This is a genomic window from Algorimicrobium echini (assembly GCF_900115185.1).
GTDB lineage: Bacteria > Bacteroidota > Bacteroidia > Flavobacteriales > Flavobacteriaceae > Algorimicrobium > Algorimicrobium echini.
This window is the reverse complement of sequence record NZ_FOVN01000004.1, coordinates 51,213-66,883: the sequence shown is the minus strand read 5'-3', so window position 1 is coordinate 66,883 and position 15,671 is coordinate 51,213. Positions and strand designations below refer to the sequence as shown.

13 protein-coding genes are annotated in these 15,671 nt (G+C 32.4%); 6 read left to right on the top strand and 7 right to left on the bottom strand.

All coding sequences use genetic code 11. The features are described from left to right. The first annotated feature begins 67 nt into the window (after window positions 1–67). The 6 genes from BM239_RS10370 to miaA are packed head-to-tail and all read left to right on the top strand — an operon-like array spanning window position 68 to window position 6,160. Window positions 68–1,306 carry a DUF1015 domain-containing protein gene (locus BM239_RS10370; RefSeq protein WP_092208303.1) on the top strand — a complete coding sequence of 413 codons (1,239 nt, stop codon included), beginning with the start codon at window positions 68–70 and terminating at the stop codon, window positions 1,304–1,306. After that, window positions 1,306–2,205, top strand: coding sequence for a hypothetical protein (locus tag BM239_RS10365; RefSeq protein WP_092208301.1), 900 nt, complete (start codon window positions 1,306–1,308; stop codon window positions 2,203–2,205). The genes BM239_RS10370 and BM239_RS10365 overlap by 1 nt, the downstream gene beginning before the upstream one ends. Before the next feature lie 9 nt (window positions 2,206–2,214). Further along, window positions 2,215–2,871: a YggS family pyridoxal phosphate-dependent enzyme gene (locus BM239_RS10360; protein ID WP_092208299.1), complete on the top strand. Its 657-nt coding sequence runs from the start codon at window positions 2,215–2,217 to the stop codon at window positions 2,869–2,871. A gap of 60 nt (window positions 2,872–2,931) precedes the next feature. Then, the gene (locus BM239_RS10355) at window positions 2,932–4,299 is read left to right on the top strand and encodes an exonuclease domain-containing protein (protein WP_092208297.1); all 1,368 of its coding nucleotides are present in this window, start codon (window positions 2,932–2,934) and stop codon (window positions 4,297–4,299) included. A 34-nt stretch (window positions 4,300–4,333) separates the two neighbouring features. Beyond that, complete coding sequence (locus tag BM239_RS10350) at window positions 4,334–5,227, top strand: ion transporter (protein ID WP_092208295.1); 894 nt, start codon at window positions 4,334–4,336, stop codon at window positions 5,225–5,227. A gap of 21 nt (window positions 5,228–5,248) precedes the next feature. Continuing rightward, entirely contained in the window at window positions 5,249–6,160 is a 912-nt protein-coding gene (gene miaA / locus BM239_RS10345) for a tRNA (adenosine(37)-N6)-dimethylallyltransferase MiaA (RefSeq protein ID WP_092208293.1), read from the top strand. 38 nt (window positions 6,161–6,198) lie between these two features. Here the strand turns inward: miaA and BM239_RS10340 are convergent, their stop codons facing one another. The 7 genes from BM239_RS10340 to BM239_RS10310 all read right to left on the bottom strand — a co-directional run bounded on the left by BM239_RS10340 (window position 6,199) and on the right by BM239_RS10310 (window position 15,555). Further along, window positions 6,199–6,915 carry a response regulator transcription factor gene (locus tag BM239_RS10340; RefSeq protein WP_092208291.1) on the bottom strand — a complete coding sequence of 239 codons (717 nt, stop codon included), beginning with the start codon at window positions 6,913–6,915 and terminating at the stop codon, window positions 6,199–6,201. Between the two features lie 5 nt (window positions 6,916–6,920). Continuing rightward, window positions 6,921–8,495: a sensor histidine kinase gene (locus BM239_RS10335; protein ID WP_092208289.1), complete on the bottom strand. Its 1,575-nt coding sequence runs from the start codon at window positions 8,493–8,495 to the stop codon at window positions 6,921–6,923. A gap of 70 nt (window positions 8,496–8,565) precedes the next feature. Continuing rightward, window positions 8,566–9,159 (bottom strand): dephospho-CoA kinase, encoded by a 594-nt coding sequence (gene coaE / locus BM239_RS10330; RefSeq protein WP_092208287.1) that lies wholly within the window; start codon window positions 9,157–9,159, stop codon window positions 8,566–8,568. Beyond that, window positions 9,156–10,118, bottom strand: coding sequence for a CdaR family protein (locus BM239_RS10325; RefSeq protein WP_245758229.1), 963 nt, complete (start codon window positions 10,116–10,118; stop codon window positions 9,156–9,158). Before BM239_RS10325 ends, coaE begins: the two co-directional genes overlap by 4 nt. Then, on the bottom strand, window positions 10,118–11,125 hold the full coding sequence (locus tag BM239_RS10320; RefSeq protein WP_092208283.1) for a glycosyltransferase family 2 protein: 1,008 nt from the start codon (window positions 11,123–11,125) through the stop codon (window positions 10,118–10,120). The genes BM239_RS10325 and BM239_RS10320 overlap by 1 nt, the downstream gene beginning before the upstream one ends. Before the next feature lie 74 nt (window positions 11,126–11,199). Next, entirely contained in the window at window positions 11,200–13,686 is a 2,487-nt protein-coding gene (locus BM239_RS10315; protein WP_092208281.1) for a T9SS type A sorting domain-containing protein, read from the bottom strand. A gap of 147 nt (window positions 13,687–13,833) precedes the next feature. After that, window positions 13,834–15,555: an FG-GAP-like repeat-containing protein gene (locus BM239_RS10310; RefSeq protein ID WP_092208279.1), complete on the bottom strand. Its 1,722-nt coding sequence runs from the start codon at window positions 15,553–15,555 to the stop codon at window positions 13,834–13,836. Window positions 15,556–15,671: the final 116 nt, after the last annotated feature.

The window sequence follows — 15,671 nt, the reverse complement described above, 5'->3', positions numbered from 1 at the left end:
AGTAACTTGATATAACAATAAATTACTAACTATTAAAATGAGATTTCCGCTTTCTCGGAAAGTAAATATGGCCAAAATAATTCCTTTTAAAGCGGTTCGTCCTACTCGAGACAAAGTTAGTCTGGTAGCAGCGCGTTCCTACCAGAGCTATACCAAAGATCAGCTGGAGGCTCGTTTGCGAGATAATCCATTTTCGTTTTTACATATTGTAAATCCTGGTTATCGTTTTGACAAGGAAATATCAGGTATTGAACGCTATTCGTTGGTAAAAAATAGGTATTTGGAGTTTAAAGAAGATATTATATTTGTTCAAGATGAAAAACCCTCATATTACGTATACAGAATTGTTGATCGGGAAAACCAAGAATTTAATGGCATTGTAGCCGCTGTAAGTGCCGTAGATTATGAGAATAATGTAATTAGGAAGCATGAGGACACTATTGAAAACCGCGAAGTACTTTTTAAAGATTACCTTAAAACGGTTGGTTTTAATGCAGAACCCGTACTCTTAACCTATCCAGATAATTCGGTTATTAAAGGTATCATTTCAAAAAAACAAAAAGAACGTGCGGAATACGAGTTTACCACTACTTACAGAGACACACATTATTTATGGAAGGTTGAAAAACCAGAATTACTTGAAGCAATAGAAGCCGAATTTAAAAACATGCCGCATATTTATATTGCAGATGGTCATCATAGATCTTCGTCGTCCTATTTGTTATACAAGGATTTGAAAGCCGCAAATCCAGAACATCAAGGGCATGAAGCCTATTGCTATTTTATGAGCTATTTGATTCCTGAATCCGATTTACGCATACATGAATTTAACCGTCTTATAAAAGATTTAAACGGCCTTACAAAAGAAGCCTTTTTAATAGAGCTAGACACCATGTACCGTATAGAAAATCGTGGCACCATACCTTATAAACCTTCCAAAAAACATCATTTTAGTATGTATTTGGATGGCGAGTTTTATTCGCTTTACTTAAGAAAAACAGCTTATAATACGGAAACATCGTTAGATGGATTAGACGCGCAAATTCTTTTTAAAACCATTTTAGAACCCATATTAGGAATAAAAGATTTACGTAACGATAACCGTATTATGTATATCAATGGTAAAAAGGATATTGTAAATATTAAAAGTAATGTGGATAGTGGCAATTTTGCTGTTGGTTTTGGTATGGTTCCTGTTACTATAGAAGAAATGAAACAAATTGCAGACGACGGTTTGAAAATGCCTCCAAAATCGACATTTATTGAGCCCAAACTACGCAGTGGTGTCACCATTTACGAATTTTAATGAAACACTTTTTTTTCTTTATATGTTATTTTTCGGCAATTGCTTTATATCCTCAAAATGAACGCGATATAGCAATTCATGAAACTATATACCCTTCATTACATACTAATTATGAATTAGCTAAAAGTGAAATTTTAAAGCTTGAAAAAGTCTATGGTTATGAAACCAATTTAAAATATTTTCTTTTAAACCGTAGCTTTGAAAATGATGACATTGATTTTTTTAAAGCAGAGTTAACAATCCTAGTTAGAGATTATGGTTTTAATTTGGCTTACGAACCTCAAGAGAAAACTTATTATGAAGCCATTACAACTGGTAATTTGGCAAATTGGTTTAAAACCATGTACCTTAAAAACCATTTTATTTGGTTGGAAAACAATTTTTTAAAGCAAACCGATTTATATCAGTTAAATAACTTAAAAACCAAAACAGATATATATTCCAAAATACGGTTTACTTTAGATCAAAAAACAACACTAGATTCTGTACAAAAACAAGAACAGAAAAAAGTGTTTGAGGATATAGCCTTCCAGAACTTATCAGAGCTATATGCACTCACGCGAAAAATTGATAAATATCCTACGGGAAAAAATTTTGCCTTAATTCAAAATAGCTTTGCACAATTGGAATATCAAAATTTTGGAATTGAGCCTAATTTTGAAAGAACTTGGATACTCTTTGAACCCTTTTATAAAAAGGCGTATCAAGAACATGCTATAGATTACATTATTTACAAAAACTATGATAACTATAGCTTCTTACATTATAAAAACCAACGTTATGGATTAATTTCCATTTTTGACATTCCGGAAGATTATCAAAACGATTTGTTTTCAATACCCATTCGCGATTTAGAGTTTGCCAATAAAGTTAAAGCCGATTTTAATTGGAAAAAATAAAAAAATATTATGTCCATTAAACAAAACTTACAAGATATAAAGTCGAAAATCCCTGAACAAGTTACTCTGGTTGCTGTTTCTAAAACAAAACCAAATAGTGATATACTGGAAGCTTACCATGCAGGACAACGTGTTTTTGGCGAAAATAAAATTCAAGAAATGGCTGAAAAACATGAAGCCTTACCAAAGGATATTTCTTGGCACATGATTGGACATGTACAACGTAACAAAGTAAAATATATGGCGTCCTTTGTGAGTTTAATTCATGGAGTAGATAGTTTTAAACTGCTTAAAGAAATAAATAAACAAGCCAAAAAAGAATCACGTGTTATTGACTGTTTGCTACAGATAAAAATTGCTGAAGAAGACTCTAAATTTGGCATGACAAAGGCAGATGCAATAAATTTATTAGAGTCCGAGGTTTTTAAAGAACTTCAAAATGTGTGTATAACTGGTGTTATGGGAATGGCAACTTTTACCGATGATGAAAATCAAGTTTCGGCTGAATTCAACAAACTAAAAACAATTTTTGACGACCTCAAACCCCTTCACCATAATTTGAAAATTATTTCTATGGGTATGAGTGGTGATTATGAGTTAGCAATTAATAACGGAAGTAACATGATTCGTGTTGGAAGTAGTATCTTTGGGGAGCGCAATTATTAAAAAACAAACGCGTTAATTAAAACAAACTTTACCAAATATAAATATCCTAATAACAGACTTATTTACGCAATTCTTGACATAGAAACCACTGGTGGCAAATACAATGAGGAAGGTATAACAGAGATAGCCATTTATAAATTTGATGGCCACAAGGTTGTAGATCAATTTATAAGCTTAATAAACCCAGAACGTGAGATTCAGCCTTTTGTAGTTAACTTGACTGGTATTAACAGTAAAATGCTGCAAACTGCGCCAAAGTTTTATGAGGTTGCCAAACGTATTGTTGAAATGACTGATGATTGTATTATTGTAGCGCATAACTCCCAATTTGATTATCGGATTTTAAAAACAGAGTTTAACCGTTTAGGGTTTCCATTCAAGCGAAAAACCCTTTGTACTGTAGAATTATCAAAAAAATTAATTCCTGGTCAAGACTCCTATAGTTTAGGTAAATTAGCACGTTCACTAGGTATTCCTGTTAGTGATAGACATCGTGCTAATGGTGACGCCATGGCAACGGTCAAGCTATTTAAAATGCTATTGTCCAAAGATTTAGAAAAAGTAATTGTTAAAGATGCCATTCAAGTTGAAGCCAAAAAGGAAATTTCAGCCAACTTAAAAAACATCATTAAAGAACTTCCGCACATTACAGGTGTTTATTATATCCATAATGCAGAAGGCGCCATAATTTATATTGGTAAAAGCAATAATATTAAAAACAGAATTAGTCAGCATTTTACTAATAGCAGTACAAAATCTAAAAAAATTCAACGTGATGCTGCAGCTGTAACCTATGAACATACCGGAAGCGAACTTGTAGCTCTGCTTAAAGAAAGTGAAGAAATTAAGCGAAATAAACCCATATTTAACAGAGCGCTTCGCCGAAACATTTTTACGCATGCGTTATATTCATATACCGATTCTAATGGCTACATTAATCTAGTCATTGAAAAAGCCGATGGACGTAAAAAACCAATTACAACGTTTACAAACAGACAAAGTGCAAAAAGTTTTCTATTTAATGCGGTTGAAGAGTTTCAACTCTGTCAGAAATTAACAGGATTATACCCAACTAAAACAAGTTGTTTCAATTATGATATCAAACAGTGTTTAGGTGCCTGTATAGAAGCAGAATCTCCTGAATCTTATAATAAGCGTGTGTTGCAGTTAATTGCTAAAAACAGCTATAACGATCAAAATATGGTTATTATTGATCGTGCTCGAGACGTGGATGAGCGCAGTGCTATTTTAATTGAAAAAGGAATCTTTAAAGGTATTGGTTATTTTAATTTAAATTATCAAATAACCAATGTTGAAGTACTTCAATCCATAATTACACCAATGGAAAACAATCGGGATGCACAACACATTATTAAAAGCTATTTGAGAAAAAACAAAAAACTAAAAATTATAAAATTCGATAATTAGAAAGTTTCTATAAACTTTTAGTATTTTTAAGATTATGGGCAAAAAACAATATAAAAATTGGCAAGCTAAACTGCATGAAATAATTTATGAAGCAGATACACCTGCAGGAAAATTATTTGATGTTGTTTTGTTAATTGTTATTCTTGCCAGTATTGTTCTAGTCATGCTGGAAAGTGTAAAAAGTATTGATAAAGATTATCATGATTTTTTAAATATCTCTGAATGGATTATAACAATCCTTTTCACTATTGAATATATTTTACGAATTATTACAGTAAAAAGACCCATTAAATATATTACCAGTTTTTATGGTATTATTGACTTACTATCCACATTACCAAAATATTTATCATTAATATTTGCTGGAACTCACGCATTAGTTGCCTTACGTGCTTTACGATTATTACGTGTATTCCGGATTTTAAAACTCGCTCGTTTTTTAGGAGCCTCTAATCATTTAGCTTCTGCCATTAAAGCCAGTCGTGCTAAAATATCCGTATTCCTTTTTGCTGTAATTATTGCAGCAACTATATTTGGAACTATTATGTATTTGGTAGAAGGAGAAGCTAGTGGATTTAGTAATATTCCAAAAAGTATTTATTGGTGTATTGTTACGCTAACCACAGTAGGTTTTGGCGATATTGCTCCCGTTACACCACTAGGCCAGTTTATTGCAACCATCATAATGATTTTAGGTTATGGAATTATTGCTGTTCCAACCGGAATCGTTTCTGCTGAATATACCCGAAAAGCGAACAACGAAGACTCTGACAAAAAAAAGGATTCAGATTTACCACCACCAGTTCCGCCACATCCAAGCGATGTTCACTTAAATTCACAATCTTGCCCAAGTTGTTTGGCACACAACCATAAAGATCAGGCTGATTTCTGTTATAAATGTGGACATTCTTTACATTTAAAACCCTAGTAAATTTAGACGATCGCCTTTATGTCAGAGAAATATCTAATATCCATAGTAGGACCAACAGCAATTGGTAAAACGTCTTTAAGTATTACACTAGCCCAACATTTTAATGCCGAAATCATATCGGCAGACTCTAGACAGTTTTTTAAAGAGATGCAAATTGGAACAGCCGCTCCTAATTCATCGGAACTTAAAGCTGCTAAACACCATTTTATTCATCATAAATCGGTTGAAGATGATTACAGTGTCGGTGCTTTTGAAAAAGACGCTATTCAGACGTTAACAAAGTTGTTTTTAAACCGAGATGTTGTTATTATGGTAGGAGGTTCTGGATTGTATGTCGATGCTGTTACTTGTGGCCTTGATGAGTTTCCAAAAGTAGATAAAAACATCAGAATTTCATTAAATGCACAGCTTATAGCCAATGGTATAGAAACCTTACAGTCCCAGTTAAAACATTTAGACGAAGAAACTTATAATAAAATAGCCTTAAATAATCCACAACGCATTATTCGTGCATTAGAAATTTGTATTGGAACAGGTAAACCCTATTCTTCTTTTTTGAAAAAATCTAAAATTAAGCGAAACTTTAAAGTCCTAACCGTTGGATTAACTGCTGATCGCGAAATAATTTACGAGCGTATAAATAAACGCGTAGATATTATGATAGAGCAAGGACTACTTGAAGAAGTGAAAACACTTAAACCAAAAGCACATTTAAATGCCTTAAATACAGTAGGGTATAAAGAACTTTTTAATTATTTAGAAAAGGAATGGACGTTAGACTTTGCCGTTTCAGAAATTAAAAAAAATAGCCGTCGTTTTGCAAAACGGCAATTAACATGGTTTAAACGTCGTGAAGAAACCCTCTGGTTTAATTATGACACAAAGCATGAAACCATTATTTCTGAAATAGAATCTACAATTAAAGCATAAAAAAACCAGCTCATTTTTGCTGGTTTTTTTATTAGAACTTAATCTTCCGAATCCGAATTTACTACCAATCTAAATCCTTCTCCATGAATATTAAGAATTTCTACATTTTCGTCTAATTTCAGGTATTTACGCAGTTTAGCAATATAAACATCCATACTACGAGATGTAAAATAATTATCGTCTCGCCAAATTTTGGTTAAAGCTAATTCACGAGGCATTAAATCGTTTTCATGCAAGGCTAGTAAACGTAATAACTCGTTTTCTTTTGGTGATAATTTAATTTGCTCACCACCATTATAAGTTAAAAAACGTAATTTGGAATTTAATTCAAACCCACCAATTGTAAATTGAAATTGCTTGCTATCAGCAACTGTTTCAGTAGCTTTACGCTGCATAATTGCTTTAATTTTCATAAGCAATACTTCACTATCAAAAGGCTTATTTAAATAATCGTCTGCTCCTACCTTGTACCCTTTTAAAACATCCTCTTTCATGGCTTTTGCTGTTAAAAATACAATTGGCACTTCCGTATTTTTCTCGCGAATTTCTTTAGCTAATGTAAAACCATCTTTATAAGGCATCATAACGTCTAAAATACATAAGTCGAAATCGTCTTTTTTAAACTTTTCAAAGCCTTCCATACCATTTTTGGCGTGGGTTACTTCGTAATCATTCATCATTAAATAATCCTTAAGAATGGTTCCAAAATTTGGATCATCTTCTACCAATAATATTTTTTTGTTTTGTTCTGTCATAGCTTTTACGATATTAATGGAAGTTTTATAATAAAAGTACTTCCTTTTTCTTTTTCACTTTCTACGGAAATGTGTCCTTGGTGATCTTCTACCATACGTTTTACATATGCTAACCCCAATCCATGTCCTTTTACATTATGTATATTACCTGTGTGCTCTCTATAAAATTTTTCAAACACATGTTTTTGAGCGGCTTTACTCATACCGCTTCCTTGATCTTTAATTTTTAAAAATATATTTGTACCTACATTTTCGGTATAAACATCAATTTTTGGTGATTCTGGCGAATACTTAACAGCATTATCCAGAATGTTTACAATAACATTAGTAAAATGTGTTTCATTGGCTAAAACTGATGTTTGTTGAGCATCTAAGTGTGTATGAATATAGCCTTTCCTGTCTTCCACTATTAATTCAATATGCGTGATGGCATCTTCAATTAATTCATGAAGGTCTACACGATCTTTACTAATATTTAATTCGTTTTTTTCAAGTTTAGATATTCTTAATACATTTTCTACTTGTGCATGCATACGTTTATTTTCATCCCGAATCATTTGCAAGTATCTTGCTACACGCTCTTTATCTTCAATAACTTTCGGGTTTTTAATGGCATCTAAAGCAAGGTTTATTGTTGCAATAGGTGTTTTAAATTCGTGTGTCATGTTATTGATAAAGTCTGATTTTATTTCAGAAATTTTACGCTGCCTAAATAATTGTAATAACGCACTAGAATAAGCAATGATGATGATTGATGTAAAAATAATTGACAATAATGTCATCCGGATAATAGACGACTGTATAAACTTATTACGTGTTGGAAAATTAACTAGTAATTTATAATTATTTTTATCGTACTCATTGGAAAAAATAGGAATACTAAATGTTCCTGGTTGAAATTCAAAATTGTCTGTTTGTATTTTTGTTGCTAAATCATTACTGTATATAGCAAACTCATAATCCAAATCAATATTGTCATCTTTAAGTTTTTTTGATAACAATCTTTGAATTTGCGATTCTTTAACCCGTTTATGTATTGGAATTCTACTCCCTAGAGCTTTGAATGCTTCATCAAAATTAATTCGTTCAGCCACGGACATCCTACCGTTTTTCATTAAGCTTAAAACGGGATTACTGGAAGACAAATCATTATCTAGACTAGTTTGATTACTAAAAACTTTAGTTTCTGAAGTTCCTATAATCCGCTTAATATTAAGGCTATCTAAACCGATGTCAAAGAGCGACGAAGATAATTTATGGTTTTCTTCTAAAATGCCACTTCTATAAATAAAAGTTTCATTGGTATCATTAATTTGCGAAACAATAAATAGTTTAGAAATTGCTACTGTATCCGCTTGTTTCTTTTCATCAATTAGCGTTTGATACCTGTTATAGTAATTAAGCACTTCCTTTTCTTCAATTTCGCGAGACGCATAACTTAATGCTTTTTTTACATTAAAATTAAACTGGTCTTCTTCATTTTTAATGGAATTATTAATATAGTAAGCTTGAACAAATATTATACCAACGAGGGACAAACTCATTAATAACACCAGTATGATGAATAGCTTTTTGCTCATCGTTCAAAATTAACATTTTAACATTTAGCTATCTTAGCATTTAACCTTACATTAACAAAAATGTTAAAATTTAAGACACTTTAGAAGCTTTGACAAGTTTCTTATGGACTTTAAAGACTTGATTTTTAGTTGCTTCCATATCCGTGTTTTCTATAACAAAACTAGCTTTCTTTATTTTAACCGCATCAGGCAATTGGTTATTAATGATGGCTTGAACTTGATCTTTGCTTCTTTGATCGCGATCTACAACACGCTGAATTCTAACTGCTTCTGGAGCAGTTACTAAAATAGTGAAATCACAATCTTTATCACCGCCATGCTCAAATAAGATTGCTGATTCTTTTAAAACATAATCCGATTGCTGCTTTTCTTTCCATTTTATAAAATGACTGGCTACTTTTGGATGAACAATACTATTCATAGCTTTTAGTAAGCTTTTATCATTAAATATAGCCTGTGCAATAAATGTTTTATTATAAGTATTACCTAAATAAGCCTGGTCTCCAAATAAATTTATAAGTTTGCGTTTTATTACTTTGGAACGGTTTATTAGAGCTTTTGCCTCATCATCAGCAATGTAGGTTGGTACACCTAATTCTGAAAACATTTTTGCAACCGTTGTTTTCCCACTACCAATTCCACCAGTTAAACCGACTATTTTCATTCTGTTATAATATATTCAATTTGATCATGATTAATTTTAACATGTCTTAAAACTTTTGGCTGTCTTGTTAGCCTTGGTATCAAAAACGTTTGATTTTTTGATACCTCCGAAAAATCGCAAACAATTTCAAAATCGGACGCTGTTATCGAGTTATAATTTGATAAGCTGGTATAGTATGAAACGTTTATTTTCTTTGGATAATATTTCAGATTTATGTTTTCTGGAACATTTATAACTTTTACCGGAATTTTCAATTTACCTTCTGTAAATTTAGTTACCGTAGCTACAACGTGTGTTTCCTTACTAGAAAATTTAATTTCTTGTTCATCGGTTGGTAACTTTAAGGATATAGTAGATTTAATATTGTCCTTGACATCCTGAAGTTTCAAGGTGTCTGTTTCTATAAAATCTATTTCAGAAATCAACACTTTAGGTCCAATTATTTTAATAGAATCTGGGCTTAATATAAAAGCATCTAAAATGTCATAACCTATAGCGTAATTTATTTTGGCGTTTAACTTTATAGGTACTTTTTTAATGGCGTTTACATCATATTTAAAGTGTAAAGTATCTGGATTAATATTAACAACCTCAACCGATTTATCAAACTGCGATAGAATATCTAAATAGGCTGTGTTTTTATTCCAAATATAAAGACTATCTGTTTTTGTTATATTGTGGCTGAAATCAATATTAATTTTGGGCTTGTTAAAATAATATTTTAATAAGCTGAATCCTTGTGCTTTTATTCCTACTCGTAATGTTTTTTGATGATCATCAAAAACAACATGAGCTTCAGGAACATTAATTTTAGTAACCTGAAACGTAATTGTGTTTACATAGGTTTTAGAAAGCTTAAGCAAAATAAGGACACCAAAGGACATCAGTAAAAACAGAAAAAATACATTAATTTTCTTATTTTTTAGTGCTTTTAATATTTTCACTTTTAGTCTACCCATCATTTAGTTTTAAAAAATAATTCAGGAAAAATATCTTCCGGCTTTTGGTTGCTTAACTTTAATATACTAATAGATTTTATAAAACTGAAACCATACCCAGTAAATTGTATTAAAGTGGCAAAAACAGACTGAAAAGCAATTATCAGACTTTTCGTAGAGATTAAAGCCAATATAAAAACCAACGAAAAATAAATTCCATAAAAAATTATTATTGGATAAACACTAAAAGCCATTAGAAACAAAGCTATAGCAAAACCTATAATAAACACGGATGGAAACCAATATGTAATTTTTTTTGATTCAGGGTGCCATTCATTTAATATAGGACGTACCAAACCAAATTTTGAAACTTGCTTGTAAAAATTTGACCAAGTTATTCGTCGTTTGTGATATACAAATGCTTTAGGAATTAAAACAGTTTGAAATCCTAGTTTCCAAAGTCTTAAAGACAAGTCAGGATCTTCACCAGGATGAATATTGCCAAAACCACCCGTTTTAAGGAATGCTTCTTTAGACAATCCCATATTAAAGCTTCGTGGTTGAAATTTGTTAATTTGTGTTTTGTTACCTCTAATTCCTCCTGTGGTTACAAAGGACGTCATGGCAAAATTAATAGCCTTTTGCAAATTACTAAACGTTTCATGAGCCGCATCTGGACCGCCAAAACAATCAAAATAATTATCAGTTAGTGATGTTTTTACAATATTTAAATAATTTGAAGGCAGGATACAATCTGAATCTAAAATGATAAAATAATTGCCTTTTGCACGCTGCATTCCATAATTTCTAGAATCACCAGGTCCTGAATTTTCTTTAACTAAATAAGTTATGTTCAATTTTTCTTGATAATTGGATACAATCTTATTGGATGGTTTTGTTGAACCATCTTCAATAATAACAATTTCAAAATTTTTGTCACCATTAAGAACACTAAAGCTTTGTAATAACTCATGTATCTCACTTGGACGGTTATAAACAGGGATAATAAAAGAAAACTCTAAATTCATATAACAAATGTAATTAAACCCAAAAAAAAACCACTCAATTGAGTGGTTTTTAAAAAAATAATATTTAAACTATTTTAATTCTTAATAATTCTAATCGTTTCAATAGTATTTGCAACTTTAACTTTTACGAAATAAGTTCCAGCTTGCAAAGACGTCATGTTCATTTCACTTGAAACGGTATTAGGTGTTACACGCAATACCTCTTGACCTAACATATTATACACAGCAACATCTTGAATATTCTGTTGTGCTTTTAATGTTAAAGAGTTAGTTACAGGGTTTGGATAGTATGAAAACAGATTTTGATTTTGAAAATCTTCAACACTTAAAGTAGCGCTATAGGCAGATACTTGAAAATTAATGGTTGCGTTATTACCATATTCCCAAACTCTAAAATAAATGGTTTGACCAGCTAATGCAGGATCTGAAATAGAAATTATTGGATATAATCCATCATCACTATCATCATCATTACAGCTAATTAGTGTTAATGAACCACAAGTACCTGAATAGGCTGCTGCTCCAGCATCACCTCCTCCACCAGTTGGATTAGAATTCATTTCTAAAGTAATGTTTCCATCAGCAGGAACAATTACAGAGTACCACATATCACCACCATTATAACTTGCACATCCTGGCGCAGGTGCACCTGAAGATGTTGTAGCTGATATATTTGTACCCACTACAGGGTTATCGGTAAAAACTACGCCTGGCGTTAATGCAATTGCACCCGAGCAGTCATCATTTACTGGCGGACAACCATTAACAATAAAGCTTCCTAAATCTATATTACAAGCTGTATCTGAATGAACTATCGTTAAATCAACAGTAGTTCCGAACGCATAAGGACCAGCTTGGGTTATACCTGTTCCTGTTATTGGATATGAGTTTGTACCATCAAAAATTTCAGTAGCATCCCCTATGTCAGATATATCTACATCTATAAAATATTGATTGTTTGTACAATCAATATTAGTTGATGAACTCTCAACAATAGCACCAGTACAAGTTAGTTGAGTAATATCTAACGTATATGGCGTTGACTGTGGTGATGGCCATGAAGAAATTACCACGTAGTAAGTAGTTCCAGCTGTTAAATTTATAGCTGGTAAACTTCTGGTAGTTCCTGAAGTTGCAGTATGGTATGCAACAACTGAAGAAAAAGGACAACCTTCAAATAACCAAAAACCAATCCAATCATCTAAAGTCTCACTTAAGTCAAAGTTATAAGTTCCATTTGAAGTTGGTGTAAATTCATATACTACATCATCTCCAGTAATATAAAAAGCACTTCCTGTTCCATTGGTAAATTGCGCACCTGCTAAAGGAGGCACATCCGTATTTTCGTAATCATCTCCATAGGCACTTGTATCTCCAGTAGTGTTGTATGGAATTGTGTTAACTACTATGGCATCTTCACAAATAGCACCAACTGGAGCTGATCCAGTTGTAAAACTCCAAACTGGACATCCAGTAGCTTCGGTAGTTTCATTTACTGGTTTTATAATCCAATATAAGAGCGTATCATAGCCTGTAAGCGTAATTGCTGCATTGGTATCAGTAAAATTTCCAATTAATCCATAATCATCACCTGAAGGTGTTTCTCCAGCATACAAATTGTAGGAAGTTGGGGTTGGCCCTGAAGTTGGTGCCTCCCATGAAAATGTAACATTTCCAGTTGCAACATCTATAGCACCATCAGCTGGCGTTGGATTGATGGCACAATTTGGCTCTAGAGCCAGAGTTCTAAAACTCAATACTGCAGACCAGTTACTTAATCCATTGGTATCACAATTTCCTCGAACATAAAAATCGTAATCTGTTGCCTCTGTTAACCCAGTAGCACTATCAGATATCACGCCAGCTGCTGTTGTTCCTGAATCTATTGCAGTACCAGCATCTGGAGCTGAACCTGAAGCCATAATTACCCATTCGTAGCCTAAAGTTGCTTCCGCAACGGCATCCCAACTAACATCAGCAGTCGTTTGCGTTGGAACCACAACACTGTTTTCTGGTGTTGGACAGGTTGGTGTTTCTTCTACTAATATATCATCTAAATATAAGGCAGCGCCATCAAGTCCACTGTAATTAAATAAAATTTGCACATTACTTTGGCCAGCATATGCTGCTAAATTCAATTCAACTTTAATATAAGTATAATTATCAAACACGCCTAAATCTGTTTCTTGCCAAATAACAGTTTCTGTTGTACCATCAGTAGCACTTACTATAAAATCATAATTTTCATTTGGATCAATAGACCAGAAATAACTCATACTAACCCAAAATATCAATCTAGGGTTAGTTGCCGAAGATAGATCAATAATAGGTGTTGTTAACGTCTCGTCTTGGGCTACAAGAGCTGGATCGTAATTTACCTCGGCTGCTCCTGCACCAGTATGAAAGACAGGGGATGCTTGCCAAGTTTCAGAAGCATTAACTTGCGTTAAAGTCCAACCTGCTGGCGGAACAGCAGTTTCAAAACCTTCAGTAAGATATTGTCCATAGCTTATTGTGCTAAAGAGACTGAAGATGAAAAGCATTAAAGTAATTTTTTTCATAATAAAATGTTTAAAATTAATAACGGTTAATAATACTAAAAATACTTATTAAGAATTGCTATTTGAAACAAAACCAGAGCAAATCGATTAAAATCAAATTTAACCGATTAAAGTAAACTGTTAACTCTAAAGAAAAGTAATGAAGGACTATTTTATTATTCTTATTGTTTCGCTTCCCTTTCCAAAATCTATTTTAGCAATATAAATACCTGATTCAAAATTAGATGTGTTAATATCAACTTTGGCACTATTGAATGATTTGCTAAATACTTCCTGACCTAAAAGTGAATAAATACGGACAGAACGAATGGGATTTTCTGACTTCAGATGTAACGTGTTTTGAATTGGGTTTGGATAATAAGAAAATCCAGTTTCAACTGTATGATTTAAACCCAAACTGTAGCTTCCTTCTGTAATCTCTAACAACTGATTTGCATTCACATTCTCAACATAATCAACAATACCACTTAACCATGTAACTTTCACATAGTCTACTACATCATTTGTTCCCAGACCAAAAACTTCCGTATTGGAGTTTTGAGATAAATAGCCTTCACCACAATGCGTGTATCTGTATTGCTTGTCACCATTTATTGAAATTTCTAATCGCGAACCTATACCGTCTCTATTACTTTGTACACCAGTAAGTTTTACTTTTAGCCAATTGTTTGTATTCACAGTTTGATTCTCCCATAAATACATATTTTCATAATTTATATTACTAACAGCAATATCAGGGAATCCATCATTATTAAAATCACCCACAGCGTTTGAATAACTTTTAGCGGCATCGCCTTCAAATCCTGAATTACGTGAATTTTCAAAGGTATTATTATTTCTATTTTTATAAAAAGCCGATGAGCGATATGCAGGATTAGAACCATCAAATTCGCAACTCACATATATATCTAAATCCATATCATTATCAGCATCTAAAAAAACAGCTCCCCAAGAGTAACTGTTTAAACGAGTACCTGAAAAAATGGCAAGATTACTAAAAGTTCCATCACCATTATTCCTAAATAAAACATTCCCATCAGTTGGTGTATTGGTGACATAAATATCAAACCAACCATCATTATTAAAATCACCAATAGTTGTGGTCATAGCGTCTATAAAAATACCTGTTCCAGATGCCGTGCTAACATCGGAGAAAGTCCCATCGCCATTATTATGATAAAGAAAGTTTTGATTAAAATATTTATCACTAGAGAGGTATATATCTTGCCATCCATCATTATTGTAATCGAAAAAAGCGGAACAAAACGTCATATGACTGTTGTTATCGAATCCTGCTTCAGCAGTGACATCAGTAAATGTATTATCGCCATTATTTCTATAAAAGTAGTTAGGCTGCACATCGGTTTCACTTCTATTAGATATAAACACATCTAAAAAGCCATCATTATCATAATCTCCCCAAGAAGCGCCATAGGATTCCATGTTTTCAGTTGGTAAACCAGAAACTAAAGTAATATCCACAAAATTAGAATTACCACTGTTGGTATATAATTTATTGCCATCCGTATTGGATGTGACAAATAAATCTTTATCGCCATCATTATCAATATCGACCCAAACTACTTGTTTATGCTGGCTTGTATTGTTAGGTATGCTAATTTCTTCGTCTTCAATAAAATGACCATTTACATTCTTGAAAAAATGTATTTTATACCCTTCACGTGTAGCCATAGTAATGTCATCCCATCCATCATTATTATAGTCGCAAAATGAAATTCCATTTCCTGCATAGGTATCACCTGCTGTAGCGACAAGCCCTAGAGTAGTGGCTCGATTTACAAAATTCACTTGTGCAGACAAGAGGTTGGTAATAAATAATAAAGAATAAAATAAGTACTCTTTTTTCATAGGAGATAAGCTAAAAATTGACTCTCTAATATAAGAAAAAAAGCACAGGATTCTACGCTAATTTTATTTACAAAAAAAAAGCGTCAATCTTAAAATAAGAATGACGCTTTTTGATA

Excerpts from the sequence above, each read along its gene's own strand:
- coaE (WP_092208287.1), bottom strand. The coding sequence starts at position 9,159 with ATGAAAATAGTCGGTTTAACTGGTGGAATTGGTAGTGGGAAAACAACG.
- miaA (WP_092208293.1), top strand. The coding sequence starts at position 5,249 with ATGTCAGAGAAATATCTAATATCCATAGTAGGACCAACAGCAATTGGT.
- BM239_RS10310 (WP_092208279.1), bottom strand. The coding sequence starts at position 15,555 with ATGAAAAAAGAGTACTTATTTTATTCTTTATTATTTATTACCAACCTC.
- BM239_RS10360 (WP_092208299.1), top strand. The coding sequence starts at position 2,215 with ATGTCCATTAAACAAAACTTACAAGATATAAAGTCGAAAATCCCTGAA.
- BM239_RS10370 (WP_092208303.1), top strand. The coding sequence starts at position 68 with ATGGCCAAAATAATTCCTTTTAAAGCGGTTCGTCCTACTCGAGACAAA.
- BM239_RS10325 (WP_245758229.1), bottom strand. The coding sequence starts at position 10,118 with ATGGGTAGACTAAAAGTGAAAATATTAAAAGCACTAAAAAATAAGAAA.
- BM239_RS10335 (WP_092208289.1), bottom strand. The coding sequence starts at position 8,495 with ATGAGCAAAAAGCTATTCATCATACTGGTGTTATTAATGAGTTTGTCC.
- BM239_RS10340 (WP_092208291.1), bottom strand. The coding sequence starts at position 6,915 with ATGACAGAACAAAACAAAAAAATATTATTGGTAGAAGATGATCCAAAT.
- BM239_RS10315 (WP_092208281.1), bottom strand. The coding sequence starts at position 13,686 with ATGAAAAAAATTACTTTAATGCTTTTCATCTTCAGTCTCTTTAGCACA.
- BM239_RS10365 (WP_092208301.1), top strand. The coding sequence starts at position 1,306 with ATGAAACACTTTTTTTTCTTTATATGTTATTTTTCGGCAATTGCTTTA.
- BM239_RS10320 (WP_092208283.1), bottom strand. The coding sequence starts at position 11,125 with ATGAATTTAGAGTTTTCTTTTATTATCCCTGTTTATAACCGTCCAAGT.
- BM239_RS10350 (WP_092208295.1), top strand. The coding sequence starts at position 4,334 with ATGGGCAAAAAACAATATAAAAATTGGCAAGCTAAACTGCATGAAATA.